Source organism: Pontitalea aquivivens (genome assembly GCF_046507575.1).
GTDB lineage: Bacteria > Pseudomonadota > Alphaproteobacteria > Rhodobacterales > Rhodobacteraceae > Pontitalea > Pontitalea aquivivens.
Genome location: NZ_JBKFEY010000002.1, coordinates 100,049 through 126,028, shown reverse-complemented (window position 1 = coordinate 126,028; position 25,980 = coordinate 100,049). Strand labels below are relative to the sequence as shown.

Here is a 25,980-nt window from a genome sequence, read left to right as displayed (position 1 = left end):
GCAGCCGCGCGGGCCGGTTCAGCCCTGCCTGGGGCGGAAAGCCGCGATCCTGGCCGGATCGGTTTCGATCCGTGCCGCGCCGATCAGATCAAGGCAATAGGGCACGGCAGCGAAGACCGCGTCAAGGCAGGTGGCAATCGCCGAAGGCTTGCCAGGCAGGGTGATGATCAGCGACTTGCCCGCAATGCCCGCGCTTTGGCGCGACAGGATCGCGGTGGGCACTTCGCGCAACGAGGCGCGACGCATTTCCTCGCCAAAGCCGGCCAGTTCCTTTTCAACCACCACCGCGACGCCTTCGGGCGTCTCATCGCGCGGGGCCGGGCCGGTGCCGCCCGTCACCAGGATCAGGTCGGCGCCTTCATCCACCAGCTTGCGCAGGGTTTCGGCCACACTGGCGCGCCCGTCGGGGATGATGTGGCGTGTGATGCTGAGCGGCGAGGTCACCACGCCGCGCAGCCAGTCTTCGCAGCCGGGGCCGCCCTTATCCTCATATTCGCCGCTGGATGCGCGGTCGGACACGGTGACAATGGCGGCGCGGGGCTGGGCGGCGGTCATTTCTTCGCAACCCGTGCGTTGCGCGTTGCGATCAGTTTCAGCCGCAACGCATTCAGCCGGATGAAGCCCGCCGCATCCTTCTGATCATAGGCGCCGGCGTCTTCCTCAAACGTCACATGCTTTTCGGAATAAAGCGAATGATCCGACCAGCGCGCCACCGTCCGGGCCGACCCCTTGTAAAGTTTCACGCGCACCGTGCCGGTGACGTGTTCCTGGCTTTTGTCGATCAGGGCTTGCAGCATTTCGCGTTCGGGGCTGAACCAGAAGCCATTGTAGATCAGCTCTGCATAGCGCGGCATGATCGAATCCTTCAGATGGCCCGCGCCCGCATCCAGCGTGATCTGTTCAATGCCGCGGTGCGCCTCCAGCAGGATGGTGCCGCCGGGGGTTTCATAAACGCCGCGCGACTTCATGCCCACGAAACGGTTTTCTACCAGGTCAAGCCGGCCCACGCCATGCGTGCCGCCCAGTTCGTTCAGACGGGTCAGGATCGTGGCGGGGCTCATACGCTGGCCGTTGATGCCGACCGCATCGCCACGCTCAAACTCGATTTCCACCATCTCGGGCTCATCGGGGGCATCCTCGGGGTGGACGGTGCGCTGATAGACGTAGTCGGGCGCCTCATCCGCGGGATTTTCCAGCACCTTGCCCTCGGACGAGGTGTGCAGCAGATTCGCATCGACCGAGAACGGCGCTTCGCCGCGCTTGTCCTTGGCGATCGGAATCTGGTTCTGTTCAGCAAATTCCAGCAGCTTGGTGCGGCTGGTCAGATCCCATTCGCGCCAGGGGGCGATCACCTTGATCGCGGGGTCCAGCGCATAGGCCGACAGTTCAAAGCGCACCTGATCGTTGCCCTTGCCGGTCGCGCCATGGGCCACCGCATCGGCGCCATGTTCATGCGCCAGTTCCACCAGCCGCTTCGAGATCAGCGGCCGCGCGATCGAGGTTCCCAGCAGGTACAGCCCTTCATACAGCGCATTGGCCCGGAACATCGGGAAGACGAAATCACGCACGAATTCCTCGCGCACATCCTCAATATGAATGTTTTCCGGCCTGATGCCCAGCAGTTCCGCCTTGGCACGCGCGGGTTCCAGTTCCTCGCCCTGGCCCAGGTCTGCGGTGAATGTGATCACCTCGCAGCCATATTCGGTTTGCAGCCATTTCAGGATGATCGAGGTATCAAGACCACCGGAATAGGCCAGGACAACTTTCTTGGGCGCGGACATGGGGCAGCCTCTTTAGCGCAAGGAATATCGCAACGGGGTCTATTGGGTTTTTCCCCTTCGGGCAAGGGTGTGCCATGTGAAAGGCCGGGTGGCACGGTCCTGTCGGTCGGCGCGGCTTGACACAGGCGGTGCTTCGTGGCCGAACGGGGCGAACGGTCAGGCGAGGGTTGGATCATGGGCGGCTTTTCAGAGACAGCGCGGCAGGCAACCAAGGCGCTGCGCGAGTTGTTCGACCCGACGCCGCTGCAACGCAACGACCACCTGTCGAACCGCTACGGCGCGGACATCTGGCTGAAACGCGAGGATCTGACCCCCGTGCGCAGCTACAAGCTGCGCGGCGCCTTCACCGCGATGCGCAAGGTGCGCGCCACCGACCCCGCGCAAGACCACTTTGTCTGTGCCAGCGCCGGCAACCACGCCCAGGGCGTTGCCTATGCCTGCCGCCATTTCGGGGTGCGCGGCACCATCTTCATGCCAGTAACAACGCCGCAGCAAAAGATCGACAAGACCAGAACCTTCGGCGGGGCGGCGGTGGAAATCGTGCTGACCGGCGACTATTTCGACCAGACGCTGGCCGCCAGCCAGGATTACTGCGCCCGGCTTGGCGCACATTTCCTGTCCCCCTTCGATGATGCCGACGTGATCGAGGGGCAGGCCAGCGTGGGGGTGGAAATCTTTGCGCAGCTGGGCGGCGCGCCTGACATGGTGATCCTGCCCACAGGCGGTGGCGGGCTTGCGGCCGGTGTCACCGGCTACCTGCGCGAGGTGGCGCCTGCGGTCGATTTCCGCTTTGTCGAACCGCTTGGCGGCGCCAGCCTGACCGCGGCCGTGGCGGCCGGTCACCCGGTCACGCTGAAGCAGGTGAATTCCTTTGTCGATGGCGCGGCGGTTGCACGGCTTGGCACATTGACCTTCGAACGGCTGGACTGGGTCCGCCCGGACCAGGTGCTGCTTGCCCCCGAGGACCGGATTTGCATCACCATGCTGGAAATGCTGAACGTCGAGGGCATCGTCCTGGAACCCGCCGGGGCGCTGTCGGTCGATGTCCTGCCCGAACTGGCCGAGGACATTCGCGGCAAGACCGTGGTCTGCGTCACCTCGGGCGGGAATTTCGATTTCGAGCGGCTGCCCGAAGTCAAGGAACGCGCGCAACGATATTCGGGGCTGAAGAAATATTTCATCCTGCGCATGCCGCAGCGCCCCGGCGCCCTGCGTGAATTCCTGCACATGCTGGGCCCCGATGACGATATCGCGCGCTTTGAATACCTGAAGAAATCAGCCCGCAACTTCGGCTCGGTCCTGATCGGGATCGAGACGAAGCAGGCCGGGGCCTTTCAGGACCTGACCGGCAAACTTGACGCCGCCGGCTTCAGTTATCGTGACATCACCGAGGATGAGGCGCTTGCGGATTTCCTGATCTGACGACCCCGCCCGCCGCGATCATGCCGCGTCACAGAATTCTGCAACGCGGGCCATGAACTGCACCTTGGACCGGCCATAGCAATCGATTACAGCGCCAACATCGACCTGGTCCTGCTGACCGGCCGCACATTTGCGTTCACCGTCCTGACAGATCGCACCAAAGGCCGCAAAGCCCAGGTTCCAGGCCGAACCTTTCAGGAAATGCAATTCCTCCCCCAGCTTTTCGGGGCGCTGGCCCAGGCGCATTACCACGCCCTCAACCTCATCCAGGAACAGGTCCAACACCTCGGCAAACCCGTCCGCACCGATTTCGGATCGCAGTTCCGCGACCCGGCTCCAGTCAATCATCATACCCTCCACCACAGGAATCCTTCACCACAGATAAGCTTAGGGCGCAAAGATTTCCGAAGCTTTAATCCGCATGCCCGATTTCGGTTCACCTGCCGTTAAGGGGGCGTGGCTAGGATCACCAGGTGATTGTTTCCGGGGTCTTGATTTGCAGCAGATGGCAGCCGATCGTGAAATGACGTGGGCTACCCCCGCCCCTGACGGGGCGCGCCGGGTGCTTGTCGTGGATGACAGCCGGATGCAGCGCCGGATTCTGTCGGCGCAGCTGTCACGTTCGGGGTATGAGGTGGTCGAGGCCGCGACTGCGGAAGAAGCCATTGAAATCTGTGGGAAATCCGAACCAGACCTGGTAATTTCAGACTGGATGATGCCGGGGATGAGCGGGGTTGATTTCTGCCGCTGGTTCCGCGGGATGGATCGGTCGGGATATGGCTACTTCATCCTGCTCACCTCAAAGACCGAAAAGAATGAGGTCGCCCAGGGGCTGGAAAGCGGGGCGGATGATTTCATGTCCAAACCCGTCAGCGGCGATGAACTGCGCGCGCGCCTGGCCGCAGGCGAACGCATCCTGCGGATGGAACGTGAACTGAAGGAAAAGAACCGCCTGCTGCGCGCCCAGCAAGAAGCGATCAACCGCGACCTGATCGAGGCGCAAAAGCTGCAGCAAAGCCTTATCAGGGAACGCCACCGCAGCTTTGGCAGCGCCGAGGTGTCGCTGCTGCTGCGGCCTTCGGGCCATGTCGGGGGCGATCTGGTCGGTTTTTTCCCGATCAATGCGCGGCGCGTGGCGCTGTTCGGCATTGACGTTTCGGGCCACGGGATCACATCGGCGCTGATGACGGCGCGGCTGGCGGGCTATCTGTCAGGCGCATCGCCCGAACAGAACATCGCCCTGATCCAGACCGAATATGGCATCTATGACGCCCGCCCCCCGGCCGAACTGGCGGCACACCTGAACGCCCTCGTTCTGGAGGAAATGGAAACCGAAAGCTATTTCACGCTGGTCTATGCAGATGTCGACCTGGTGTCAGGCCGCGTCTTGCTGGTGCAGGCCGGGCATCCGCATCCGGCGGTACGCCGGGCGGGCGGGGATGTGGAATATATCGGGGTCGGCGGCCTGCCCGTCGGCCTGATCGAGGGGGCGGCCTATGAAACAAGCGAAACCGTGCTGAAGCCGGGGGACCGGCTGTTGCTGATGTCCGACGGCATGACCGAGGCTACGGACCCGCAGGGCACCCTTCTGGGCGAAGACGGGCTGCGCGATCTGATGCTGCGCCATGCCGATCTGCCGGGGCCCGCATTTCTGAAATCGCTGATGTGGGATCTTGCGGCCTATGCTGATGACAACCTGACCGATGATGTCTCGGCGGTGGTATTCGATTTCTTCGGCGCGAAGGCGAATGCGGATTGACCGCCGCCCGGTTCAGCCGCGCAGCGCCGCAAGCGCCACCGCCAGAAAATGGCGGTCACCTTCATTGCCCAGCGCATCCAGCGCCTCATCCAGGGGCAGCCATACCGCGCGATGCCCCGGTTCGGTTGGCGGTCCGACCGGCCGCACCGGACGCGCGGCATAGATGGTGCACAGCTTTTCCGCCCAGCGATCGTATTCCGGCATGAAGGTGAACCGCCGGAACGCCCCCAGGCGCACGGGTCGCGCGATGATCCAGCCGGTTTCTTCCCGCACCTCGCGGTGCAGGGCACGGATCGCGCTTTCACCGGGGTCAATGCCGCCGCCAGGCAGCTGAAATTCCGGCTGCGGCCAGGATTGATGGGTCACCAGCACCCGGTGTCCCTGCCGCAGGACGGCATAGGCACCGGGGCGCAGGGCATAGCGCTGACCGCGTTTCACCGTCTCACCAAAACGTCGGATCATGGCTTGCCCCTTGGGTGATCGGTTGCCGTGCCTATATTGCCGGGGTATGCCAGCCCCCGGGCTGTTCGAAAACCCCCAAGGAACCCTGATGACCACGCTTTCGCAAATCGCCTGGGACGATACCGTCCTGCCGTTTCAGCTGGACCTGTCCGATATCCGCGGCAGGGTCGCCCGGCTGGACGGTGTTCTGGAACGGATTCTGGCGCAACACGATTACCCCCCCGCGATTGAGGGGCTGGTGGCCGAGGCTGCCTTGCTGACCGCGCTGATCGGCCAGACGATCAAGCTGCGCTGGAAACTGTCGCTGCAGATCCGCGGCAATGGTCCGGTGCGGATCATCGCGACCGATTACTATGGCCCGTCGGATGATGGCGCGCCGGCGCGTATCCGTGGCTGGGCCAGCTTTGACGCCGAGGCGCTGGACCCTGCCGCCAATCCCTTCGCCCAGATCGGCGCGGGGTATTTCGCGATCCTGATCGATCAGGGCCAGGGAATGGTGCCGTATCAGGGCATTACCCCGATCGCGGGCGGGTCGCTTGCCGCCTGCGCCGAGACCTATTTTGCCCAGTCCGAACAGCTGCCCACGCGGTTTTCGCTGTCCTATGGCCGTTCGACCCTGCCCGGTCAGGGCGAACGTTGGCGCGCGGGGGGGGTGATGATCCAGCACATGCCCAAGGCCTCGCCGTTCGCCGCATCGGGTGAAGGCTCGGGCGAGGGTGGGTTGCTGCACCACCACGATCTGGTCGAAGGTGATGAGGGTGAGAACTGGCGCCGTGTGAACATGCTGCTGGATACGGTTGAGGAGATGGAACTGATCGGCCCCACGGTGCAGCCCACCGACCTGCTTGTGCGCCTGTTCCATGAGGAAGCGCCGCGCGTCTTCGATCCCCAGCGTATGGAATTCGGCTGCACCTGTTCCGCGGACCGGGTGCGGGAATCGCTTTCGATCTATTCGGCCAAGGACATCGCGCATATGACTACCGATCAGGGCACGGTCACCGCCGATTGCCAGTTCTGCGGTGCGCATTACATATTCGATCCGCAAAGCCTTGGCTTTGAGGCGCAAAAGAACCCCGATGGCACCCCCAGGGAGCCTTCGGATGGCTGATCCGCTTGCCCCGGTTCTTGCCGCTCTGGCGCGACCGGGGCGGCCGTCGTCGGATTACGATCTGAACCCCGGCCCCCCCCTTCCCGAGGGACGCAGGCTTCGCCCCGCCGGGGTTTTGCTGGCGTTCGAGGACAGGGCCGATGGCGTGGTGCTGCACCTGACGAAACGATCTTCGCATCTGCGCAACCACCCCGGCCAGATCGCCTTTCCCGGCGGCAAGGTCGATCCGGGCGATTCTGGCCCGGTCGGCGCGGCGCTGCGCGAATCGCACGAAGAAATCGGCCTGTCGCCCGGCAATGTCGAGGTGTTGGGCACGATGGCAGCGCATGAGACGGTGACCGGCTTCCTGGTGACCCCGGTGCTGGCCCGGGTTCGCGCGCCCTTTGTTCCCACCCCCGAAGCGGGCGAGGTCGCCGAGGCCTTCACCGTGCCGCTGGCGCATGTCGCCGGCCTGGCGAACTTTAGCATCGAGGGCCGGCGCTGGCTGGGCACAAGGCGGCATTATTATGTTGTGCCCTATGGCCCCTATTACATCTGGGGCGCGACCGCGCGTATCCTGCGGGCGCTGGCGGACAGGATGGCGCCATGAAGCTGTCGGGTGCGTGGATCGAGGCCGATCATGTCCAGCAGGTTCTGGCGATGCTGGATCGGGGTGGCCATCAGGGGCTGCTGGTCGGGGGCTGCGTGCGCAACGCGCTGCTGGGGCAGGCGGTATCGGATATCGACATATCCACCGATGCGCGGCCCGAACGGGTGCTGGAACTGGCGGCCGCCGCGGGGCTGAAAGCCGTGCCCACCGGGATCGAACATGGCACCATCACCGTGGTCGCGGATCATCTTCCCCATGAAATCACCACCTTTCGGCGTGATGTGGAAACCTTTGGCCGCCATGCGGTAGTGGCCTTTTCCGACCGGATCGAGGACGATGCCGCGCGGCGCGATTTCACCATAAACGCGCTTTATGCCCGCGCCGATGGACAGGTTCTGGACCCGTTGGGGACGGGGCTGGCGGATCTGGCGGCGCGGCGGGTGCGGTTCGTGGGCCACCCCGGCGACCGTATCCGCGAAGATTACCTGCGGATCCTGCGGTTTTTCCGCTTCACCGCCTGGTATGGCGACCCCGATCAGGGACCAGAACCTGATGGGCTGGCGGCCTGCGCCCGCCATGCGCGCGGGCTTGAGGGGCTGTCGCGCGAACGTCTTGGGGCCGAATTGAAAAAGACTCTCGCCGCGCCAGACCCGGCCCCGGCGCTGGCCGCGATGCAGGCGGCGGGGGTTCTGGCCCATGTCCTGCCCGGGGCAGATGCGCGCGCGCTTGCGGTTCTGCTGCATCTGGAAGCCGGTGCCCCGCCCGACCCGATCCGGCGGCTGACGGTTCTGGGGGGCGAAGGCGTGGCCGAACGCCTGCGCCTGTCCAGGGCCGAGGCAAAGCGGCTTGCAAACCTTGTCCTTGCGCGGCACGAGGCATCCCCCGGCACCCTGGGCTATCGTCTGGGCGCGACGGATGGGGCGAATGCGGTTCTGGTCCGTGCCGCACTGTTGGGCGAGGCCCCGCCCCAAGGCTGGCAGGCGGCGGTGGCGCAAGGGGCGGCGGCGCGGTTTCCTGTCGTCGCAGCCGATCTGATGCCGGCGCTGTCCGGACCCGCGCTTGGCGCACGCCTGCAGGAACTTGAGGCGCGGTGGATCGCATCGGGATTTACCCTGTCGCGGCATGAGCTTCTGACCTGACCCTTGGATACAGCCGCACCGCCCTATATGTTGGCGATGAAAGCGAGTGATCCGATGATTGACCCCTTCCGCCCCGCCGAAGGGCCCCCGCCACAGCGACTTGGTGCGTTTTTCCGCTGGTGCCTGAAGGGGTCATGGCCCGCCCTGTGGCTTGCCGGCGCGCTGTCGGCCCTGTCCGGCACGATGGAGGTGGTTTCCGCCTTCCTGCTGGGATGGGTGATCGATGCCGCGCTGGCGGCGGAACCAGGCCGGGTCCTTGCCGACAACTGGCCGCTGATGACGGCTTTTGCCGGGTTCTATCTGCTGCTGCGCCCGATGGCCTTTGGCATGTCTTCGGCAGCATCGAACCTGCTGATCAACCCCAATGTAATGCCTTTGGTACTGTCGCGGCTGCATCGCTGGACGATGGGTCAGTCCGTCACCTTCTTTGACAATGATTTCGCGGGCCGCATCGCACAAAAGCAGATGCAGACCGCCCGTGCCGTCACCGATGTGGCGACCGAGATCATCAATACCGGCGCCTTCGCGCTGGCCTCGATTGTCGGCTCGATCGCGTTCCTTCTGGGTGTCGATATCTGGGGCGCGATGGGGATGACGATCTGGCTGATCCTGTATCTGTCGCTGATCCGCTGGTTTCTTCCCCGGGTTCGGGGGAAATCGGCCGCGCGCGCCTCGGCCCGGGCGATGGTGACGGGGCAGGTCGTCGATACGGTGACCAACATCAAGACAGTCAAGCTGTTCGCCCATGCCGCACATGAGGACCGCGCCGCGCTGGGGGCAATGGCCACCTTCCGCACCCGCGCCCGTGATTTCGGCGTTGTGTCCACCACCTACCGGATGTCACAGATGGCGCTGTCGGGAATATTGCCGGTGATCCTGGTCGGTGCGGCAATCCTGATGTGGCAGCAGGGCGCGGCCAGCGCGGGCGATATCGCGGCCTCGGGCGCGATTGCGATGCGCATCGCGCAGATGTCGGGCTGGGTATCCACCGCGCTGATGGGGATCTGGGGGTCCGTGGGCGAGGTCGAGGATGGCATGCGCACGCTGGCCGCGCCACATGCGCTGACCGATGCGCCGGGCGCCGCCGAACTGACCAAGGCCCGGGGTGAGATCCGGTTTGAAGGCGTCTCTTTCGCCTATGGCCGACGCGCCGGCGGGGTAGAGGGCATCGACCTTGTCATCCGCCCGGGCGAACGGCTGGGGATCGTCGGGGCCTCGGGCGCGGGAAAATCCACGCTCGTGGCGCTTTTGCTGCGGCTTTACGATGCCGAGTCGGGCCGCGTGCTGATTGACGGACAGGACGTCCGCAAGGTGACGCAGGAAAGCCTGCGCCGCCAGATCGGGATGGTCACCCAGGAAACCGCGATGTTCAACCGTTCCGCGCGCGAAAACATCCTGTATGGCCGCCCCGACGCGACCGAGGATCAGATGATCGCCGCGGCACGGGCCGCCGAGGCGCATGACTTCATCCTTGGCCTGCAGGACCACAAGGGCAACCGCGGCTATGACGCCACACTGGGCGAACGGGGGGTCAAGCTGTCGGGCGGCCAGCGCCAGCGCATCGCCCTTGCGCGTGCCTTCCTGAAGGATGCACCGATCCTTGTGCTGGACGAGGCGACAAGTGCGCTGGACAGTGAGGTCGAAGCCTCGATCCAGGCGGCGCTGCACCGGGTGATGGCGGATAAGACCGTCCTGGCCATCGCGCACCGGCTGTCGACCATCGCGGAAATGGACCGGATTGTCGTGCTGGATCGGGGCCGGATCGTGGAACAGGGCAGCCATGCCGGGTTGTTGGCGCTGGGCGGCCTTTATGCGCGCTACTGGGACCGGCAGTCAGGCGGCTTCCTGGGCCTGAAGGAGGACGGGGCCGAGGCGGCGGAATAGGGCCTTTGCACCGCGCACGCAGGCCTGCTATCCGGCTTGCGAAGGAAAGGATGCCCATGCCCCTGACAATTGACCGCCTGTCCCTGCATGCCGATGGCGTGGCCCGTGGCCCGGAGGGCACCGTCCATGTCGCCATGGCCCTGCCCGGCGAGGTCGTGGAAGGCGCGATGACCGCCGGTCGCATCGCCACCCCCCGCATCCTGACACCCAGCGCCGACCGGGTGCGCCCGCCCTGCCCGCATTACCGCGCCTGCGGCGGATGTGTTTTGCAACACGCCTCGGATCGTTTCGTCGAAGCCTGGAAGGCCGAGGTGGTGCGCGTGGCGCTTGCCGGTCAGGGGCTGGAGGCGCCGGTTACCGGGGTCGACACCTCGCCGCCCCGGTCACGGCGGCGCGCGACGCTGGCGGGGCGGCGCACCAAGACGGGCACGCTGGTGGGCTTTCACGCCCGCGGTTCGGATACGCTGGTCGATCTGCGCGACTGCCTGATCCTGCGGCCGGAACTGATGGCCATGCTGCCCGCCCTGCATGAGGCGACCGCCCTTGGCGCCAGCCGCAAGGCCGAGGTGGCCTTTACCCTGACCCTGTCCGATGCCGGGGGCGAGATCGCTGCCCAAGGCGGCAAAGAAATCGATCCGCCCCTGTTCGAGGCACTGGCCGATCTGGCCCGCCGTCACGATCTGGCGCGCCTGGACTGGAACCGCGATACTGTGGCCGCACGCCGCCCCCCGATCCAGCATTTCGGCAAGGCGCGCGTCACCCCGCCCGCCGGGGCCTTTCTGCAAGCCACCGCCGAGGGCGAGGCCGCCTTGCTGGCGGCCGTCCGCGCTGCCGTAGGCAAGGCCGGGCGGATCGCCGATCTGTTTGCCGGGTCGGGCACCTTTGCCCTGCCGCTGGCCGAACAGGCCGAGGTGCACGCCGTTGAGGGCGAGACCGCGATGATCGCTGCGCTGGACCGGGGCTGGCGCGCGGCGCAGGGCCTGAAACGTGTCACGACCGAGACGCGCGATCTGTTCCGCCGCCCGTTGCTGCCCGACGAACTGGCCCGGTTCGACGCGGTCGTGATCGACCCGCCCCGCGCCGGGGCCGAGGCGCAAGTGGCCCAGATCGCCGCCGCGCAGGTACCGGTACTGGCGCATGTGTCCTGCAACCCGGTCACTTTTGCCCGCGATGCCAGAACGTTGGTCGGCGCGGGCTATCGGATCGACTGGGTCCGCGTGATCGATCAGTTCCGCTGGTCGGCCCATGTCGAACTGGCAGCGCGCTTCAGCCTGCCGCGCTGACACAATCGTGATCGGCCCGTGCGAACACTGGCGAGAAACACGAATCCGCGTTAGTTTCCCGTCAAACAAGAAAAGCCGATTGGCAGGCATACGGGCAGTGGCATGCAGACACGAAGATCAATCCTATTCGGCAGCGCAGCCCTGGGCGGGCTAAGCCTGCTTGGCGGTTGTGGCGGCGACAGCAGCGGTTTCAGCGGTGGCGGCCCAAAGTTCCGCCACTATGACGGCCCCCCGGTCACGCAGGTGCAGGTCTTCAAGGAAAAACGGAAGATGTATCTTGTTTCCGGCACCCATGTACTGAAGAAATACGACATCAAGCTGGGCGGCAACCCGATCGGGCACAAGCAGTTCGAAGGCGATGGCAAGACGCCGGAAGGCGCCTATTGGATCGATCGGCGCAACGGCAACAGCGCCTATCACCTGTCGCTGGGGATTTCCTATCCGAACGACCGCGACCGCGCCCATGCCGAATCCCGGGGCAAAAAGCCGGGGGGCGATATTTTCATCCATGGCGAGGCGGGCAAGAACAATGGCCGCAGCAGGGACTGGACGGCAGGCTGCATCGCAGTGACCGATGCCGAGATCGAGGAAATCTATTCGATGGTGCGCGACCACACGCCGATCTTCATTTTTCCCTGAAGATCACCCCATGAAAAAGGGCCCTGCGGGGCCCTTTTGCTGCCGGTCTCCGCGGGCGTCAGCCACCCGTGACCATCGTCCACCAGATCTTGCCCGACGGTTCCTGGAACCAGGCGAAACCCATTTCGCGCGCGGCAGGGTTCAGGATCACGTCCCGCGTATCGGCCAGCGCCATCCAGGCGGACAGCGTCTCGATCTCGGTTTCGAAGGTTTCCGAGATGTTTTCCCCCAGGACCTGCGCCATATAGCCCGCCCGGCGGGCGCGATCCAGCGGGGACGACCCGTCCGAACCAAAGTGCCAGGGCCGGTTCTGTGCGGCCATGTCGCGCGAATGGGCCGCTGCGGATGCCGTCAGTTGCGGGTTCATCACCACGGGTGCGGTGCTGCGTGCGGCCCGCAGCGTATTGACCGAATCAAGCACGCGGGCGGTGATTTCGGCCTCGTCACCGGGGCGGATTCGGTACATCTGCGGCAGCGGCTTGCCATCCGGTCCAAGCGGCGGGCCCGCCGGCTCACACGCGGCAAGCGCAAGAACGCCAAGCATTATCAAACCTTTGACGATATTCATCGGGCCCACCCTCTGCTGAATAGCGCAGAGCCTTACATCTTTGGTCCAAGCGCCGCAAACCCACAGTTGCGTGAACATGCGTGATGACATCCGTTTGATTTGCACCTGCGGCACGCAGGCCATATCTAAAACGCAAAATCCGGCAAAAGTCCGGTGTCGATGGAGTGGACAAGATGACTGACGTGCGCAAGACGCTCAACCGCAGGGCCTTTCTTGGCAGCGCCGCGCTGTTCGGTGCCGGTCTGGCGATGCCGGGCGCCGCGCAGACCCTGGATGCCGGTGCGCAGACGTTCGAGGAATCCGCGAACACCAACATGCGGCGCAACATTTCCAGCTTCCGCGCGATAGATTGGCGGCCTTATTTCAACGACACCCGCAATGGCGCGATTCTGGTCGATATCACCTCGCGGGCGCTGCATTTCTGGTCCGAGGATCAGATGGTCTACAAGCTTTACCCCAGTTCGATCCCGGTATCCGACGACCTTACGCGCCGCGGCCGGACCGAGGTGATCCGCAAGGTCGAAGGGCCCAGCTGGGCGCCGACCCCGGCGATGAAGCAGCGCAATCCTGAATGGCCCGATTATGTGCCGCCCGGGCCCGACAACCCGCTGGGTACCCATGCGCTGCATCTGTCGTGGCAATATTATCGCATCCACGGCACGCATGACACGCGCAAGATCGGGCGCAAGTCGTCGAACGGATGCATCGGCCTTTACAACGAACACATCGCCGAACTGTTCAACCTGTCCAAGGTCGGCACGCAGGTTCTGATTATCTGACCTGGTACATGAAAGCCCCGCAGCCAGTATACTGCGGGGCAAAAGCCGGGTCCCGGCTTACTTGATCCAGCCCATCAGGTTTTCAGCGATCACCTCCATCAGGGCGGTGATATGGGCGTCATCATCGTTCAGGCAGGGGATGTAGGTAAAGCTTTCGCCCCCGGCATGTTCGAAGGCCTCGCGGATTTCGCCGTTGATCTCTTCCAGCGTCTCAATGCAGTCGGCCGAGAAGGCCGGCGAGATCACGGCGATGTTTTTCTTGCCCTGTCTGGCCAGCTCGGCCACATGTTCGACGGTGTAGGGGCGCAGCCACTCCTCGCTGCCAAAGACCGACTGGAAGGTGGTGTGGATATCCTCCTTGCCCCAGCCCAGCCGTTCACGCAGCAATCGTGTCGTCTTGGCGCATTGGCAATGGTAGGGGTCGCCTTCCATCAGATAGCGCCTGGGCATGCCGTGATAGGACGCCACCAGCACATCGGGCTTCTTGTCCGGCGTGGGATAGAAACGTTCCACCGATTGCGCCAGCGCCTCGATATAGCTGGGCCGGTCGACATATTCCGGCGCGACCCGCACGGCGGGCTGACGCTTGATATCCATCAGCGCGCGGAAGAACTGATCATTCGCCGTGGCCGAGGTGGGGCCCGCATATTGCGGATACAGCGGGAAGAACAGGATTTTTTCACAACCTTGTTCAACCAGCCGGTCCACCACCGATTTGGTCGAGGGATTGCCATAGCGCATGCAGAAATCGACGATCACCTCATCGCCCCAGGCGGCCTGCGCGGCGGCGGCGATCTTGGCGGTCTGCGCCCTGGTGATCGTCATCAGCGGGCTTTCGTTTGCCTCATGATTCCAGATCGACTTGTAATTCGCCCCCGAAGTAAAGGGGCGTTTCGTCAGGATCACCAGCTGCAGCAGCGGCTGCCACAGGTAGCGCGGGTAATCGATCACACGCTTGTCCGACAGGAATTCGCTCAGATAGCGCCGCATCGACCAATAGTCGTAATTGTCCGGCGTGCCCAGGTTGGCCAGCAGTACCCCGATCTTCTTGCGCGGCACCGGCGGGTGATCGGCGGGGGCATGGGCAAGGCGGCCGTGGCCGGGGTGAATCAATTCCTTGGTCATCACTGTCGTCCTGTGCTGTCTTGGGCTTTTGGCATCGGCTTTTGGATTGAGCCCGACTTATAGCGTTTTGCGGGGGCGTCAATGCGGCCTTGTGGTTCGGTCCGCGGCGTTATTGCCCGGCCTTGTCACCGGCGGATTGTTCGGCCGCGCCCAGCGCATCGGCAAGACGCGCCGCCGCCGATCCGGGACGCAGCGGCTTTTGCTGGCTTTCATGCGGCTTCCACCCGGTCAGCCAGACCATGTCAAAGCTGGCGCGAACGCGGCCACCGGGTTCGGCATAGGCCGCGGCATAACGCCGGGCGGCCTGGGCAAAGACCGCTCGGGGCGTGAGGGTTCTGCGCCGGCCGGTCAGGGCATTGGCCTCGCCCATGGCACGCAGATCGGCCATAAGCCGGAACGGATCGGCATAGCTGACACGGCGCAACACGCTGTCAGCCACCGGCAGGGCCAGGCCCGCGCGTTGCAACAAAGCGCCCAGATCGCGGATTTCGCCCATCGGCAGGACACGGGGCGACAGACCGCCCGTCACGGCCACCTCGGCCTCGGCCAGGGCGGCGCGCAGTTCCGCCAGCGTCTGACCGCCAAACATCACCGCGATGAACAACCCGTCAGGGCGCAAGGCCCGCGCGGCCTGCACGATCTGGCCGACCGGGTCATTGGCCCAATGCAAAGCCAGTGCATGCACCACAAGATCATGCGCGCCGGGGGCAAGGTCCAGCACCTCATCATCCGCCACGATCCGGGCCGCAGGCAGGGTTTCGCGCCACGGATCAGGAAAAGCCGTCACGACAGCCGGTGCCGTAAACGTTCTGTTAACCTCGTTCAGCCTTTCCTCAAGCTCGGCGGCGGCGTCGTCGTGCAGGAACAGCGCAGGTCCGCTGCGCCGCGCGCGGGCGCGGTTTCGGTCAAGGGCGGAACGATCGGTCAGAAGGGGCGGTGTGGTCATGATGGGGGCGAAGATTAAGGCGCTTCGGGCCGGGATGCCAGCGGCGATGACGCGCGCGTTGCATCTGGTGTTTCCGCCGCGCTGCATCGCCTGCGGCGAGGCGGTGGGGGATGATTTCGGCCTGTGCGGCCCCTGCTGGCGCGAGACGCCCTTTCTGACGGGCCTGTGCTGCGACCAATGCGGCGCCCCCCTGCCGGGCGAAGGAACGGAGGATGACCGTTGTGACGACTGCCTTGGCGTTCCCCGCCCCTGGGGGCGGGGCCGCGCGGCGCTGGCCTATGACGGTACGGCGCGACGGCTGGTGCTGGCGCTGAAGCATGGCGACCGGCTTGACCTTGTGCCGCCGATGGCGGGCTGGCTGTATCGGGCGGCCGGACCGATCCTGCGGCCAGGCATGCTGATCACGCCGATTCCGCTGCATCGGTTGCGCCTGCTGAAACGGCGCTACAATCAGTCCGCCTTGCTTTCGGCCAAGCTGGCGGCACGGGCAGGACTGGACCATTGCCCCGATCTTTTGCAACGCACCCACGCCACCCCAAGCCAGGATCATCGCAGCCGCGCCGAACGCTTTGCCAATCTGGACGGTGCGATCCGCGTGGCGCCCCGGCGCACAAAGCTGGTGCAAGGGCGGCATGTGCTGCTGGTGGATGACGTGATGACATCCGGCGCGACATTCACCGCCGCCGCCAGGGCCTGTCTGGCAGCGGGGGCCGCAGACGTATCCGTTCTTTCACTGGCGCGCGTTGCGAAGGATGCCTAAATCCCTATAGTCTTTGCCGACGGAAGGGATGTTGCATGAAACGCGTCGAGATCTATACCACCCGCACCTGCCCCTATTGCATCGCCGCCAAGGCGCTGCTGACAAAAAAAGGTGTTACGTTTGAGGAAACCGACGTCGGCGCCGACCCCGCCCTGCGTGCCACGATGATGCAGCGGGCCAATGGCCGCCGCACCGTCCCGCAGATTTTCATCGGCGGGCGGCATGTGGGGGGCTGCGACGATCTGCATGCACTGGACCACGCCGGCAAGCTTGACCAGCTTCTGGCGGGCTAAGCGATGCGCGCGGCCCTGATCCAGCTGTCGGTTTCCGATGATCCGGTAGCGAACCTGCCGGTAACGGCCGGCCTTGTCCGCCAGGCCGCGGCGCAGGGGGCGGGGTTCGTGCTGACACCGGAATGCACCAACCTGCTGTCGTCGGACCGGGCGCACCAAAAGGCCGTTCTGCATGACGAAGCCACCGATCCGACACTTGCCGCCCTGCGGGCCGAGGCGGCGGGACTGGGGATCTGGCTGCTGATCGGATCGCTGGGCCTGAAATCGGGTGACGCGGACGGACGCTTTGCGAACCGGTCATTCCTGATCGCCCCCGATGGGTCGATTGCGGCGCGCTATGACAAAATTCATATGTTTGACGTCGATGTGTCGGAAACGGAACGCTACCGCGAATCCGAGGGCTACCGGCCCGGGGCACGGGCGGTCCTGGCACAGACCCCCTTCGCCGCGATCGGGCTTAGCATCTGCTATGACCTGCGCTTCCCGCATCTGTACCGGCGCCTTGCCAAGGCGGGCGCGCAGATCCTGACGGTGCCGGCGGCCTTCAACAACACCACCGGCGCCGCGCATTGGGAAAGCCTGCTGCGCGCCCGTGCGATTGAAAACGGCTGCTTCGTGCTGGCACCTGCGCAATGCGGCACCCATGCCGCCCATGCCGGACGCGCGCGGCGCACCCATGGCCACAGCCTGGCCGTTGCCCCCTGGGGCGAGGTCCTGGCAGATGGCGGCGATGCGCCGGGCATCACCCTGGTTGATCTGGACATGGCGCGCGTCGATCAGGCCCGCGGCCGCGTGCCCTCGATCACCCATGACCGGGACTTCACAGGCCCATGACCGAGACTGTCGATCCGCTTGCGGCAACGCTGTTTTCCGAGGTCTTCATGGCCGATCAGCTGGCGCGCAACCGCATCAGCCGGGTTTTGCCGAAGGGGATGGAGATTTCGCATTTCTCGGTGCTTAATCATCTGGCCCACATCAACGAGGAACGCACCCCCGCCCAGCTTGCCGCGACCTTCCATGTGACCCGCGGCGCCATGACGAACACGCTGTCCAAGCTGGTCTGGGCCGGCCATGTCCACATCCGCCCCGATTGGGACGATGCCCGGCGCAAGTTCGTCGCCATCAGCCCCGCCGGGCGCGCCGCGCGCGATGCGGCGCTGGCCGCTTTCATGCCGGTCATCTCGGACATCGTGCGCGACATCGGCCCCGACAAGGTCCGTGCCGCCCTGCCCGTGCTGCGCGAATTGCGCATCCGGCTGGAAGACGGCTAGCCCATTCAGGTCACCACCCGCAGCGTCAGGTTGATCCGCCCGCCACCGGGCAACAGGGGCGAGCTGCCCGGCGCGATGCGGTCGACCCCGTGATAAAGCAGCCGCGCGGCCCCGCCCATCACCAGCACATCGCCCGACCGCAGCCACAGGCTTTGTGTCCGCCCGCCCCGGGTTTCATTGCCGATCCGGAACAGCGCGTCGTCGCCCAGTGAAATGGACACGACCGGCTGCGTGAAATCGGTCTCATCCCGGTCCTGATGCATCCCCATCCGGGCATGGCCGTCGTAAAAGTTCACAAGACAGCATTCCGGCATCCGGGCCGAACCGGACACCGCGCGCCAGACCGACAGAACGCTGTGCGGGATCGCGGGCCAGGGCAGCCCTTCGGGATGGGTTTCGCTATAGCGATAGCCGCGCCGGTCCGAGACCCAGCCAAAGCGCCCCGCCGAGGTCATCCGGACGCTCATGGGGCGGCCATAGGGCGTCATCGGCGAAAACAGCGGCGCCGCGGCCGCCACCGCGCGAAGATCCGCCACCATCGCGCGTTGCTCTTGCAGATCAAGCCATCCGGGAAAATGCAGAAAACCGCGGATTTCGACCGGATCGGGGCGGGTTTCGGCGGGTTCTGGAAAATCCGTCATTTTCTTGCGATGTTCCTTTGGCGCGGGTGCTTGCAGGGTCCATGACCCCTCCTTATATACGCCGGGACGCCGGGTTCCGACAGGGTCGGGAACCGGCAGACATGTGAAACCCAGGGATTGGGGCCGGGGGCCTTATCGGACCCGGACCCCGCTACATCGCCGCAACAAGAGGTGCAAATCATGGCCAAAGTCATCGGGATCGACCTCGGGACCACCAACAGCTGCGTTGCCATCATGGACGGGTCGCAGCCCCGTGTGATCGAAAATTCCGAAGGGGCGCGCACGACGCCCTCGATCGTCGCCTATACCGACAGCGAACGCCTTGTGGGCCAGCCCGCCAAGCGTCAGGCCGTCACCAACCCCGCCAACACGATCTTTGCCGTCAAGCGCCTGATCGGCCGCCGCGTCACCGACGCTGAGGTTGAAAAGGACCGCAAGTTGGTGCCCTACAACATCGTTGACGGGGGCAACGGCGATGCATGGGTCGAAGTTCGCGGCGATAAATATTCCCCCGCGCAGGTTTCGGCCGTGATCCTTCAGAAGATGAAGGAAACCGCAGAATCGTATCTGGGCGAAGAGGTGACCCAGGCGGTCATCACGGTTCCCGCCTATTTCAACGACGCCCAGCGTCAGGCCACCAAGGACGCGGGCAAGATTGCCGGCCTTGAAGTGCTGCGGATCATCAATGAACCGACCGCGGCCGCGCTGGCCTATGGCCTGGACAAGAAGGAAACCAAAACCATCGCGGTCTATGACCTTGGCGGTGGCACCTTCGACATCACCATCCTGGAAATCGACGATGGCCTGTTCGAGGTGAAATCGACCAACGGCGACACGTTCCTGGGCGGTGAAGACTTTGACATGCGCATCGTGAACTACCTCGCCGAGGAGTTCAAAAAGGAACATGGCGTCGACCTGACCAAGGACAAGATGGCCCTGCAGCGCCTGAAAGAGGCGGCGGAAAAGGCCAAGATCGAACTGTCGTCCAGCCAGCAGACGGAAATCAACCAGCCGTTCATCTCGATGGACATGAAATCCGGCACGCCGCTGCACATGGTCATGAAACTGACCCGCGCCAAGCTGGAAAGCCTGGTGGCCGACCTGATCAAGGCCTCGCTCAAGCCCTGCGCCGCGGCGCTGAAGGACGCGGGCCTGTCCAAGGGCGATATCGATGAGGTCGTTCTGGTCGGCGGCATGACCCGCATGCCCAAGGTCGTGGAAGAGGTGACCAATTTCTTCGGGAAAGAGCCGCACAAGGGCGTGAACCCCGATGAGGTCGTGGCACTGGGCGCCGCCATTCAGGCCGGCGTGCTGCAGGGCGACGTGAAGGATGTCGTGCTGCTGGACGTGACACCGCTGAGCCTTGGCATCGAAACGCTGGGCGGTGTGTTCACCCGCCTGATCGACCGCAACACCACGATCCCGACGAAGAAGTCACAGATCTTTTCGACCGCCGAAGACAACCAGAACGCCGTGACGATCCGCGTGTTTCAGGGCGAACGTGAAATGGCGGCCGACAACAAGCTGCTGGGCATGTTCAACCTGGAAGACATTCCGCCCGCGCCGCGCGGCATGCCGCAGATCGAGGTGACCTTCGACATCGACGCCAACGGCATCGTGTCGGTCAGCGCCAAGGACAAGGGCACCGGCAAATCGCAGAACATCACGATCCAGGCTTCGGGCGGTCTGTCCGATGACGAAATCGAAAAGATGGTCCGCGACGCCGAGGCCAATGCCGAAGCCGACAAGAAGCGCAAGGAACTGGTCGAGGCGAAGAACCAGGCCGAAAGCCTGCTGCATTCGACCCGCAAGTCGCTGGAAGAACATGGCGACAAGGTCGACGGCTCGACCGTTGAGGCGATCGAGCTGGCCGCCAATGCGCTGGAAGAAACGCTCAAGTCCGAAGATGCCGGCAAGATCAAGGGCGGCATCCAGAACCTGACCGATGCCGCGATGAAACTGGGCGAGGCGATCTATAAGGCGCAGCAGGCCGAGGCCGGCCCTGCCGATGAAGACGGTCCGCGCGACGTGGACGATGACATCGTCGATGCCGACTTCGAGGATATGGGCGAAGACAAGCGCAAGTAAGCGCCGGAACTGCAGAGCGGGCCCCGATCGGGCCCGTTCCACGTTCCCCCAGGGGGTGCATGAATGGCAAAACGCGATTTCTACGAGGTTCTGGGCGTGGCCCGCGGGGCCTCGGCCGATGAGATCAAGAAGGCCTATCGCACGAAGGCGAAGGAACTTCACCCCGACCGCAACAAGGACAATCCCGACGCCGAAGCCCAGTTCAAGGAAGTGAACGAAGCCTATGACGTGCTGAAGGATGCCGACAAGAAGGCAGCCTATGACCGGTTCGGTCACGGCGCGTTCGAAGGCGGCATGGGTGGCGGTCCGCGCGGTGGTGGTTATGGCCAGGGCGATTTCGCCAGCGCCTTTTCCGATGTGTTCGAGGATCTGTTCGGCGATTTCATGGGGGGCCGCGGCCAGGGCGCCGGGCGTTCGCGCGCCACCCGCGGATCGGACCTGCGCTACAACATGCGCGTCACGCTGGAAGAGGCTTTTGCCGGCGCGCAAAAGCAGATCACCGTGCCGGGATCGGCCGGTTGCACCGCCTGCAACGGCACCGGGGCCGAAGGCGGGGTCGAACCCGTGACCTGCCCGACATGTTCCGGCATGGGCAAGGTCCGTGCGCAGAACGGGTTTTTCACGGTCGAACGGACCTGTCCGACCTGCGGCGGCCAAGGCCAGGTGGTCAAGAACCCCTGCCGCGCCTGCCACGGTTCCGGCCGGATCGAGAAAGAACGGACGCTTGCCGTCAACATCCCTGCAGGGGTGGAAACCGGCACCCGCATCCGTCTGGCCGGAGAGGGCGAATCAGGTCTGCGCGGGGGGCCGTCGGGCGATCTGTACATCTTCATCGAAGTGCGCGACCACGCGATTTTCCAGCGCGACGGGGTGACGTTGTTCTGCCGCGTGCCCGTGTCGATCACCGCCGCAGCCCTTGGCGGCGAGGTCGAGGTGCCAACGATCGAAGGCGGCCGCAGCCGGGTAAAAATTCCGGCTGGCAGCCAGTCGGGGCGTCAGATGCGGCTGCGTGGCAAAGGCATGCACGCGCTGCGCGGCGGTGGCATTGGTGACATGGTGATCGAACTGGCAGTCGAAACGCCGGTTAACCTGACGGCACGCCAAAAGGAATTGCTGCGCGAATTCGAGAAGATCGAAGCCGAGAACAACCCCGAAGGGGCGTCATTCTTCAAGAAGGTCAAGACCTTCTGGGATGGAATGAAAGGCTGACGGGGCGCCTGCGGGCGCCCTTTTCACATGCCGGTGGCGAGTTAACCCTTTTTTCATGCCGAATCGGCGAAGCTGCCGACATGAGCCAGCACCCGAACGCCTTTAACGAAGTCCCCCTTCCGCTTTTCGGCGATACCGATGAGGCCATCGCTCTGCCGCTGCGGGGGGACCGCCTGCCATCCTACATCCAGGACCATCGCAAGCGCCTGCGCAGCCGGTTCATCCAGGGCGGCGCTGTGGCCATGCCCGATTATGAGCTTCTGGAACTGATCCTGTTCCGCGCCATTCCACGGCAAGATGTAAAACCGTTGGCGCACCGCCTTTTACAGACATTCGGCGATTTCAACCGTGTTCTGTCCGCCCCACCCGCGCGCTTGGGAAAGGTTCCGGGCGTTGGCGAGGCCGTGATACAGGAACTTAAGATCGTCGAGGCAGCGGCGCATCGCATGGCGCGCGCACGGGTGATGAACCGGGCGGTCTTGTCATCCTGGGATGCGCTGCTGGATTACTGCCATACCGCGATGGCGCATCGTGAAACGGAACAGTTCCGCGTTCTGTATCTGGACCGCAAGAACGTTCTGATCGCGGATGAGGAACAGGCGCGCGGCACCGTTGACCATGTGCCGGTCTACCCGCGCGAAGTGGTCAAGCGCGCCTTGGAACTGAACGCCTCGGCGCTGATCCTTGCACACAATCACCCCTCAGGCGATCCAACCCCGTCAGAGGCGGACATCACCATGACCGCCCAGATTCAGGAAGCGGCGGCCGTTCTTGGTATCGTTCTTCACGACCATCTGATCATCGGCAAAAACCGCGAGCTGAGCTTTCGCGGCAGCGGATACCTTTGACCACGTTTTTTTCAGCGCCGATTGGCGCAGGGCGGCCCGCCACAGGCAAGGTCGGCGCGGGCGTCCTGGGGCGGGGTCGGCACGTCCTGATCCCTGGGAATGCGCCGCACGGGCAGATCTGGCAGCCGCAACCCCGCCGCCAGCGGTTTCAGCGCGATACCCGCCCGGGGCGCGGAAATTGTTGCCATCACCGGGGTCACGTTGCGGATGCCCAAGTTTGTCGCACCGTCTGTAGATGCGTCAGTGGCCTGCAGCGCATATGCGATCCGTTCACCGATGACATCGGCATGTTGCATCAGATGGCCGATACCGCCAGCCAGGGCCAGCGTCGCGGCAATCGTAACAATCCGGTGCTTCGTCCACATGATGCCCCCCAAGTCGTAGCGATCATGACCAGAATCGTAGGGAACAAATACGGCGATGGCGTGACTCTGGAATGGCAGCATTAACCATTTGATAACCGTGGCGCGCAGCAAATCTTGCGCGGCCTTCGCGTGGACCAGCAAGATATTGAAAGGATGGCGAAGGCCGCCCCGTCTTTGCCCGATTTCGCCCCAATCAGGCGAGTCGCCCGTGGCAATGCTTGAACTTTTCCCCCGAACCACAGGGACAGGGATCATTGCGCGCCGGATCGCCCCAGGTTGCCGGATCGTTTTCATCAAAACCGGGGCGGGCCTTCGGATTGGCCGCACCCGCTGCGGGGGTCATCTGGCGCAGCATCTCGGCCTGTTCCTCGGCGGTCAGCGGGCGGATCTGGCCCAACCGCTTGGTCACATCGGCGCGCAGGCTGTCCAGCATGGTTTCAAACAGCTGGAACGCTTCGGTCTTGTATTCTGACAGCGGGTCGCGCTGCGCATAACCACGAAAGCCCACGACCGAACGCAGATGTTCCAGCGTCACCAGATGCTCGCGCCACTTGGTGTCGATCGTCTGCAACAACAGTTGCTTTTCGATCGAGCGCATGTTTTCGGCGCCGAAGGCTTCGGCCTTCTGCGCCATATAGCCATCGGCCGCGGCTTCCAGGCGTTCGCGAATGCCGTCCTGATCCACACCTTCCTCGGCCGCCCAATCAGCGATCGGCAGATCAAGGTTCAGCGCCTCGGTCGCGGCCTTGCGCAGACCTTCGATATCCCATTGATCTGCATAGGATTTCGGTGGCATGTATTCATCAACCAGGTCATCGATGACCTGATGGCGCATGTCGCGGGCGATTTCCTCAATATCCTCGGCTTCCATGATCTCGCGGCGCTGACCAAAGATGACCTTACGCTGGTCATTCATCACGTCGTCGAACTTCAGCAGCTGCTTGCGGATGTCGAAGTTGCGGCCCTCAACCTTGGCCTGCGCCCGTTCCAGCGACTTGTTCACCCAAGGGTGAACGATCGCCTCACCTTCCTTCATGCCCAGTTTCGACAGCACGGCATCCAACTTGTCCGAGCCGAAGATCCGCATCAGATCGTCCTCCAGCGACAGGAAGAACAGCGACCGGCCCGGATCGCCCTGCCGCCCCGAACGGCCACGCAACTGGTTATCGATGCGCCGCGATTCGTGGCGTTCGGTGGCCAGAACGAACAGGCCGCCCGCCTCCAGCACCTTGGCCTTTTCGGCGGCATGTTCCGCCTCGATCCGGGTGCGGATCTCATCGGGATGCGCTTCGGGGTTGGCGGCCAGTTCTTCAAGAACCTTCATCTCGACATTGCCGCCCAGCTGAATATCCGTTCCGCGGCCAGCCATGTTGGTGGCGATCGTCACCGCGCCGAAGCGACCGGCTTCGGCCACGATCCTGGCCTCTTGTTCGTGCTGGCGCGCATTCAGGACGTTATGCGCGATGCCTTCCTTTTGAAGCATGCCCGACAGCATTTCGGATTTCTCGATCGAGGTGGTCCCCACCAGGATCGGCTGGCCCTTGGCATGCGATTCCCTGATCGCCTCGATCACGGCGGCGTATTTCTCACGCTGGGTGCGATAGACGCGGTCGTGTTCGTCCTTGCGCTGGATGGGGCGGTTGGTCGGCACCTCGACCACACCCAGCTTGTAGATTTCCATGAATTCCTCGGCCTCGGTGGCGGCGGTGCCCGTCATGCCGGCCAGCTTTTCATACAGGCGGAAGTAGTTCTGAAAGGTCACACTGGCCAGCGTCACGTTTTCGGGCTGAATCGTCACGCCCTCTTTCGCCTCGATCGCCTGATGCAGCCCGTCAGACAGGCGTCGGCCCGGCATCATCCGGCCGCTGAATTCGTCGATCAGGACAACCTCGCCGTCGCGCACGATGTAATTCTGATCCTTGTAGAACAACTTGTGCGCCCGCAGCGCCTGGGTGACGTGGTGCACGATGGTCGTGCTTTCCGGGTCGTAAAGCGACTGGCCGGGGGGCAGGATGCCCGCTTCCTGCAGGCGCTTTTCCAGGAATTCGTTGCCTTCTTCGGAATAGGTCGCGTTGCGCGCCTTTTCATCCAGCTTGAAATGTTCGGGCTGGATTTCCGGGATGAAGCGATCCAGCGTCTTGTACAGTTCGGAACGGTCCTGCGACGGCCCCGAGATGATCAGCGGGGTGCGCGCCTCATCGATCAGGATGGAATCGACCTCATCGACGATGGCGAAATAATGGTCGCGCTGCATCATGTCCTCAACCCGGCTGCGCATGTTGTCACGCAGATAGTCGAAGCCCAGTTCATTGTTCGTGGCATAGGTCACGTCGGCGGCATAGGCGGCACGCTTTTCGGTATCGGACTGGAACGGTACGACGACGCCGGTGGTCAGCCCCAGCGCGCCATAGACCTTGCCCATCCATTCCGCATCGCGCCGGGCCAGATAGTCGTTCACGGTGACGACATGCACCCCGCGCCCGGTCAGCGCGTTCAGATAGACCGGGAAGGTCGCCATCAGGGTCTTGCCTTCGCCGGTCTTCATTTCGGCGATATTGCCCTGATGCAGGAAGATGCCGGCCTTCAGCTGCACATCAAAGGCCCGCAGGCCCAGGGCGCGCCTGGCGGCCTCACGGCAATTGGCGAAGGCCTCGGGCAACAGCGCATCCAGGCTTTCGCCTTGTTGCACCCGCGCCTTCAGTTCAGCCGTCTTTTCCTTCAGCCCCGCATCGCTGAGCTTTTCGAACTCGGGCTCCAGCGCGTTGATCTTCGCCACGATCGGGCGGACCGATTTCACCTTGCGGTCATTCGGCGTGCCAAAGACCTTCTTCGCGAGTGTTCCTAGCCCGAGCATTTTTTCTCCGCGGGTTCGCTTGACCAAATCGTGTGACGCGTGGCCTTGCCCGCGTCCTCGCGCAAGCCTAGAACGGCAAGCGAATAAAAGGGCGGAGCGGCCTTCACAGGACCCTAGGCGATGTAAGCGCCGCCTGTCAGAGTGTCAACGCCGCGGGGGACCGCGGC

At 64.1% G+C, this 25,980-nt stretch carries 26 protein-coding genes; 16 read left to right on the top strand and 10 right to left on the bottom strand.

Annotation, left to right across the window (positions count from 1 at the left end; all coding sequences use genetic code 11):
* Positions 1-18: 18 nt before the first annotated feature.
* Together mog and ACK8OU_RS04175 are read right to left on the bottom strand one after the other, a co-directional pair.
* On the bottom strand, positions 19-555 hold the full coding sequence (mog, locus tag ACK8OU_RS04180) for a molybdopterin adenylyltransferase (protein WP_410302132.1): 537 nt from the start codon (positions 553-555) through the stop codon (positions 19-21).
* Entirely contained in the window at positions 552-1,781 is a 1,230-nt protein-coding gene (locus tag ACK8OU_RS04175; RefSeq protein WP_410302131.1) for an argininosuccinate synthase, read from the bottom strand. The genes mog and ACK8OU_RS04175 overlap by 4 nt, the downstream gene beginning before the upstream one ends.
* A gap of 174 nt (positions 1,782-1,955) precedes the next feature.
* Between ACK8OU_RS04175 and ilvA the strand changes: the two genes are divergently transcribed.
* Entirely contained in the window at positions 1,956-3,203 is a 1,248-nt protein-coding gene (gene ilvA, locus ACK8OU_RS04170; RefSeq protein ID WP_410302130.1) for a threonine ammonia-lyase IlvA, read from the top strand.
* Positions 3,204-3,221: 18 nt separating this feature from the next.
* On the opposite strand, the gene ACK8OU_RS04165 is transcribed toward ilvA, so the two are convergent.
* A complete protein-coding gene (locus ACK8OU_RS04165) occupies positions 3,222-3,551 on the bottom strand; it encodes an Hpt domain-containing protein (RefSeq protein ID WP_410302129.1) in 330 nt (109 codons plus the stop codon).
* Positions 3,552-3,726: 175 nt separating this feature from the next.
* Between ACK8OU_RS04165 and ACK8OU_RS04160 the strand changes: the two genes are divergently transcribed.
* Complete coding sequence (locus ACK8OU_RS04160) at positions 3,727-4,962, top strand: PP2C family protein-serine/threonine phosphatase (RefSeq protein WP_410302128.1); 1,236 nt, start codon at positions 3,727-3,729, stop codon at positions 4,960-4,962.
* Between the two features lie 12 nt (positions 4,963-4,974).
* On the opposite strand, the gene ACK8OU_RS04155 is transcribed toward ACK8OU_RS04160, so the two are convergent.
* Positions 4,975-5,424: an NUDIX hydrolase gene (locus ACK8OU_RS04155; protein WP_410302127.1), complete on the bottom strand. Its 450-nt coding sequence runs from the start codon at positions 5,422-5,424 to the stop codon at positions 4,975-4,977.
* An 88-nt stretch (positions 5,425-5,512) separates the two neighbouring features.
* On the opposite strand from ACK8OU_RS04155, the gene hslO reads away from it, so the two are divergent.
* From hslO to ACK8OU_RS04125, 6 genes are all read left to right on the top strand, one after another.
* Complete coding sequence (hslO, locus tag ACK8OU_RS04150) at positions 5,513-6,532, top strand: Hsp33 family molecular chaperone HslO (protein WP_410302126.1); 1,020 nt, start codon at positions 5,513-5,515, stop codon at positions 6,530-6,532.
* Complete coding sequence (locus ACK8OU_RS04145; RefSeq protein ID WP_410302125.1) at positions 6,525-7,121, top strand: NUDIX hydrolase; 597 nt, start codon at positions 6,525-6,527, stop codon at positions 7,119-7,121. Before hslO ends, ACK8OU_RS04145 begins: the two co-directional genes overlap by 8 nt.
* Positions 7,118-8,260 carry a CCA tRNA nucleotidyltransferase gene (locus ACK8OU_RS04140; protein WP_410302124.1) on the top strand — a complete coding sequence of 381 codons (1,143 nt, stop codon included), beginning with the start codon at positions 7,118-7,120 and terminating at the stop codon, positions 8,258-8,260. The genes ACK8OU_RS04145 and ACK8OU_RS04140 overlap by 4 nt, the downstream gene beginning before the upstream one ends.
* 54 nt (positions 8,261-8,314) lie before the next feature.
* Positions 8,315-10,144, top strand: a complete 1,830-nt coding sequence (locus ACK8OU_RS04135) for an ABC transporter ATP-binding protein (protein WP_410302123.1) — start codon at positions 8,315-8,317, stop codon at positions 10,142-10,144.
* Between the two features lie 56 nt (positions 10,145-10,200).
* Positions 10,201-11,427 carry a class I SAM-dependent RNA methyltransferase gene (locus ACK8OU_RS04130; protein WP_410302122.1) on the top strand — a complete coding sequence of 409 codons (1,227 nt, stop codon included), beginning with the start codon at positions 10,201-10,203 and terminating at the stop codon, positions 11,425-11,427.
* A 102-nt stretch (positions 11,428-11,529) separates the two neighbouring features.
* Entirely contained in the window at positions 11,530-12,066 is a 537-nt protein-coding gene (locus ACK8OU_RS04125) for a L,D-transpeptidase family protein (protein ID WP_410302121.1), read from the top strand.
* Between the two features lie 58 nt (positions 12,067-12,124).
* On the opposite strand, the gene dalA is transcribed toward ACK8OU_RS04125, so the two are convergent.
* The gene (dalA, locus tag ACK8OU_RS04120) at positions 12,125-12,634 is read right to left on the bottom strand and encodes a divisome-associated lipoprotein DalA (protein ID WP_410302120.1); all 510 of its coding nucleotides are present in this window, start codon (positions 12,632-12,634) and stop codon (positions 12,125-12,127) included.
* 173 nt (positions 12,635-12,807) lie between these two features.
* Between dalA and ACK8OU_RS04115 the strand changes: the two genes are divergently transcribed.
* Positions 12,808-13,413, top strand: coding sequence for a L,D-transpeptidase (locus tag ACK8OU_RS04115; protein ID WP_410302119.1), 606 nt, complete (start codon positions 12,808-12,810; stop codon positions 13,411-13,413).
* 57 nt (positions 13,414-13,470) lie between these two features.
* Here the strand turns inward: ACK8OU_RS04115 and hemH are convergent, their stop codons facing one another.
* Positions 13,471-14,538, bottom strand: a complete 1,068-nt coding sequence (hemH, locus tag ACK8OU_RS04110; protein ID WP_410302118.1) for a ferrochelatase — start codon at positions 14,536-14,538, stop codon at positions 13,471-13,473.
* Positions 14,539-14,647: 109 nt separating this feature from the next.
* Positions 14,648-15,484 (bottom strand): methyltransferase domain-containing protein, encoded by an 837-nt coding sequence (locus tag ACK8OU_RS04105; protein WP_410302117.1) that lies wholly within the window; start codon positions 15,482-15,484, stop codon positions 14,648-14,650.
* Between the two features lies 1 nt (position 15,485).
* Between ACK8OU_RS04105 and ACK8OU_RS04100 the strand changes: the two genes are divergently transcribed.
* From ACK8OU_RS04100 to ACK8OU_RS04085, 4 genes are read left to right on the top strand one after another with little or no spacing between them, the layout of a single operon-like run.
* Positions 15,486-16,244: a ComF family protein gene (locus ACK8OU_RS04100; RefSeq protein WP_410302116.1), complete on the top strand. Its 759-nt coding sequence runs from the start codon at positions 15,486-15,488 to the stop codon at positions 16,242-16,244.
* Between the two features lie 35 nt (positions 16,245-16,279).
* Complete coding sequence (gene grxC, locus ACK8OU_RS04095) at positions 16,280-16,537, top strand: glutaredoxin 3 (protein WP_410302115.1); 258 nt, start codon at positions 16,280-16,282, stop codon at positions 16,535-16,537.
* Between the two features lie 3 nt (positions 16,538-16,540).
* Positions 16,541-17,371, top strand: a complete 831-nt coding sequence (locus tag ACK8OU_RS04090) for a carbon-nitrogen hydrolase family protein (RefSeq protein ID WP_410302114.1) — start codon at positions 16,541-16,543, stop codon at positions 17,369-17,371.
* Positions 17,368-17,808: a MarR family winged helix-turn-helix transcriptional regulator gene (locus tag ACK8OU_RS04085; RefSeq protein ID WP_410302113.1), complete on the top strand. Its 441-nt coding sequence runs from the start codon at positions 17,368-17,370 to the stop codon at positions 17,806-17,808. The genes ACK8OU_RS04090 and ACK8OU_RS04085 overlap by 4 nt, the downstream gene beginning before the upstream one ends.
* A 5-nt stretch (positions 17,809-17,813) precedes the next feature.
* Here the strand turns inward: ACK8OU_RS04085 and ACK8OU_RS04080 are convergent, their stop codons facing one another.
* On the bottom strand, positions 17,814-18,449 hold the full coding sequence (locus tag ACK8OU_RS04080) for an alpha-ketoglutarate-dependent dioxygenase AlkB family protein (protein ID WP_410302112.1): 636 nt from the start codon (positions 18,447-18,449) through the stop codon (positions 17,814-17,816).
* A 117-nt stretch (positions 18,450-18,566) separates the two neighbouring features.
* On the opposite strand from ACK8OU_RS04080, the gene dnaK reads away from it, so the two are divergent.
* From dnaK to radC, 3 genes are all read left to right on the top strand, one after another.
* Positions 18,567-20,537 carry a molecular chaperone DnaK gene (gene dnaK / locus ACK8OU_RS04075; RefSeq protein ID WP_410302111.1) on the top strand — a complete coding sequence of 657 codons (1,971 nt, stop codon included), beginning with the start codon at positions 18,567-18,569 and terminating at the stop codon, positions 20,535-20,537.
* A 63-nt stretch (positions 20,538-20,600) separates the two neighbouring features.
* Positions 20,601-21,746: a molecular chaperone DnaJ gene (gene dnaJ, locus ACK8OU_RS04070; RefSeq protein WP_410302110.1), complete on the top strand. Its 1,146-nt coding sequence runs from the start codon at positions 20,601-20,603 to the stop codon at positions 21,744-21,746.
* A gap of 80 nt (positions 21,747-21,826) precedes the next feature.
* Positions 21,827-22,594 carry a RadC family protein gene (gene radC, locus ACK8OU_RS04065; protein WP_410302109.1) on the top strand — a complete coding sequence of 256 codons (768 nt, stop codon included), beginning with the start codon at positions 21,827-21,829 and terminating at the stop codon, positions 22,592-22,594.
* An 11-nt stretch (positions 22,595-22,605) separates the two neighbouring features.
* Here the strand turns inward: radC and ACK8OU_RS04060 are convergent, their stop codons facing one another.
* Both ACK8OU_RS04060 and secA read right to left on the bottom strand, forming a co-directional pair.
* A complete protein-coding gene (locus ACK8OU_RS04060; protein WP_410302108.1) occupies positions 22,606-23,100 on the bottom strand; it encodes a hypothetical protein in 495 nt (164 codons plus the stop codon).
* A gap of 52 nt (positions 23,101-23,152) precedes the next feature.
* Positions 23,153-25,813, bottom strand: coding sequence for a preprotein translocase subunit SecA (secA, locus tag ACK8OU_RS04055; RefSeq protein WP_410302107.1), 2,661 nt, complete (start codon positions 25,811-25,813; stop codon positions 23,153-23,155).
* Between the last annotated feature and the right edge of the window lie 167 nt (positions 25,814-25,980).

Bases quoted from the DNA above. Each gene is read 5' to 3' on its own strand.
- mog (WP_410302132.1), bottom strand. From the start codon at position 555: ATGACCGCCGCCCAGCCCCGCGCCGCCATTGTCACCGTGTCCGACCGC.
- ACK8OU_RS04175 (WP_410302131.1), bottom strand. From the start codon at position 1,781: ATGTCCGCGCCCAAGAAAGTTGTCCTGGCCTATTCCGGTGGTCTTGAT.
- ilvA (WP_410302130.1), top strand. From the start codon at position 1,956: ATGGGCGGCTTTTCAGAGACAGCGCGGCAGGCAACCAAGGCGCTGCGC.
- ACK8OU_RS04165 (WP_410302129.1), bottom strand. From the start codon at position 3,551: ATGATTGACTGGAGCCGGGTCGCGGAACTGCGATCCGAAATCGGTGCG.
- ACK8OU_RS04160 (WP_410302128.1), top strand. From the start codon at position 3,727: ATGACGTGGGCTACCCCCGCCCCTGACGGGGCGCGCCGGGTGCTTGTC.
- ACK8OU_RS04155 (WP_410302127.1), bottom strand. From the start codon at position 5,424: ATGATCCGACGTTTTGGTGAGACGGTGAAACGCGGTCAGCGCTATGCC.
- hslO (WP_410302126.1), top strand. From the start codon at position 5,513: ATGACCACGCTTTCGCAAATCGCCTGGGACGATACCGTCCTGCCGTTT.
- ACK8OU_RS04145 (WP_410302125.1), top strand. From the start codon at position 6,525: ATGGCTGATCCGCTTGCCCCGGTTCTTGCCGCTCTGGCGCGACCGGGG.
- ACK8OU_RS04140 (WP_410302124.1), top strand. From the start codon at position 7,118: ATGAAGCTGTCGGGTGCGTGGATCGAGGCCGATCATGTCCAGCAGGTT.
- ACK8OU_RS04135 (WP_410302123.1), top strand. From the start codon at position 8,315: ATGATTGACCCCTTCCGCCCCGCCGAAGGGCCCCCGCCACAGCGACTT.
- ACK8OU_RS04130 (WP_410302122.1), top strand. From the start codon at position 10,201: ATGCCCCTGACAATTGACCGCCTGTCCCTGCATGCCGATGGCGTGGCC.
- ACK8OU_RS04125 (WP_410302121.1), top strand. From the start codon at position 11,530: ATGCAGACACGAAGATCAATCCTATTCGGCAGCGCAGCCCTGGGCGGG.
- dalA (WP_410302120.1), bottom strand. From the start codon at position 12,634: ATGAATATCGTCAAAGGTTTGATAATGCTTGGCGTTCTTGCGCTTGCC.
- ACK8OU_RS04115 (WP_410302119.1), top strand. From the start codon at position 12,808: ATGACTGACGTGCGCAAGACGCTCAACCGCAGGGCCTTTCTTGGCAGC.
- hemH (WP_410302118.1), bottom strand. From the start codon at position 14,538: ATGACCAAGGAATTGATTCACCCCGGCCACGGCCGCCTTGCCCATGCC.
- ACK8OU_RS04105 (WP_410302117.1), bottom strand. From the start codon at position 15,484: ATGACCACACCGCCCCTTCTGACCGATCGTTCCGCCCTTGACCGAAAC.
- ACK8OU_RS04100 (WP_410302116.1), top strand. From the start codon at position 15,486: ATGGGGGCGAAGATTAAGGCGCTTCGGGCCGGGATGCCAGCGGCGATG.
- grxC (WP_410302115.1), top strand. From the start codon at position 16,280: ATGAAACGCGTCGAGATCTATACCACCCGCACCTGCCCCTATTGCATC.
- ACK8OU_RS04090 (WP_410302114.1), top strand. From the start codon at position 16,541: ATGCGCGCGGCCCTGATCCAGCTGTCGGTTTCCGATGATCCGGTAGCG.
- ACK8OU_RS04085 (WP_410302113.1), top strand. From the start codon at position 17,368: ATGACCGAGACTGTCGATCCGCTTGCGGCAACGCTGTTTTCCGAGGTC.
- ACK8OU_RS04080 (WP_410302112.1), bottom strand. From the start codon at position 18,449: ATGACGGATTTTCCAGAACCCGCCGAAACCCGCCCCGATCCGGTCGAA.
- dnaJ (WP_410302110.1), top strand. From the start codon at position 20,601: ATGGCAAAACGCGATTTCTACGAGGTTCTGGGCGTGGCCCGCGGGGCC.
- radC (WP_410302109.1), top strand. From the start codon at position 21,827: ATGAGCCAGCACCCGAACGCCTTTAACGAAGTCCCCCTTCCGCTTTTC.
- secA (WP_410302107.1), bottom strand. From the start codon at position 25,813: ATGCTCGGGCTAGGAACACTCGCGAAGAAGGTCTTTGGCACGCCGAAT.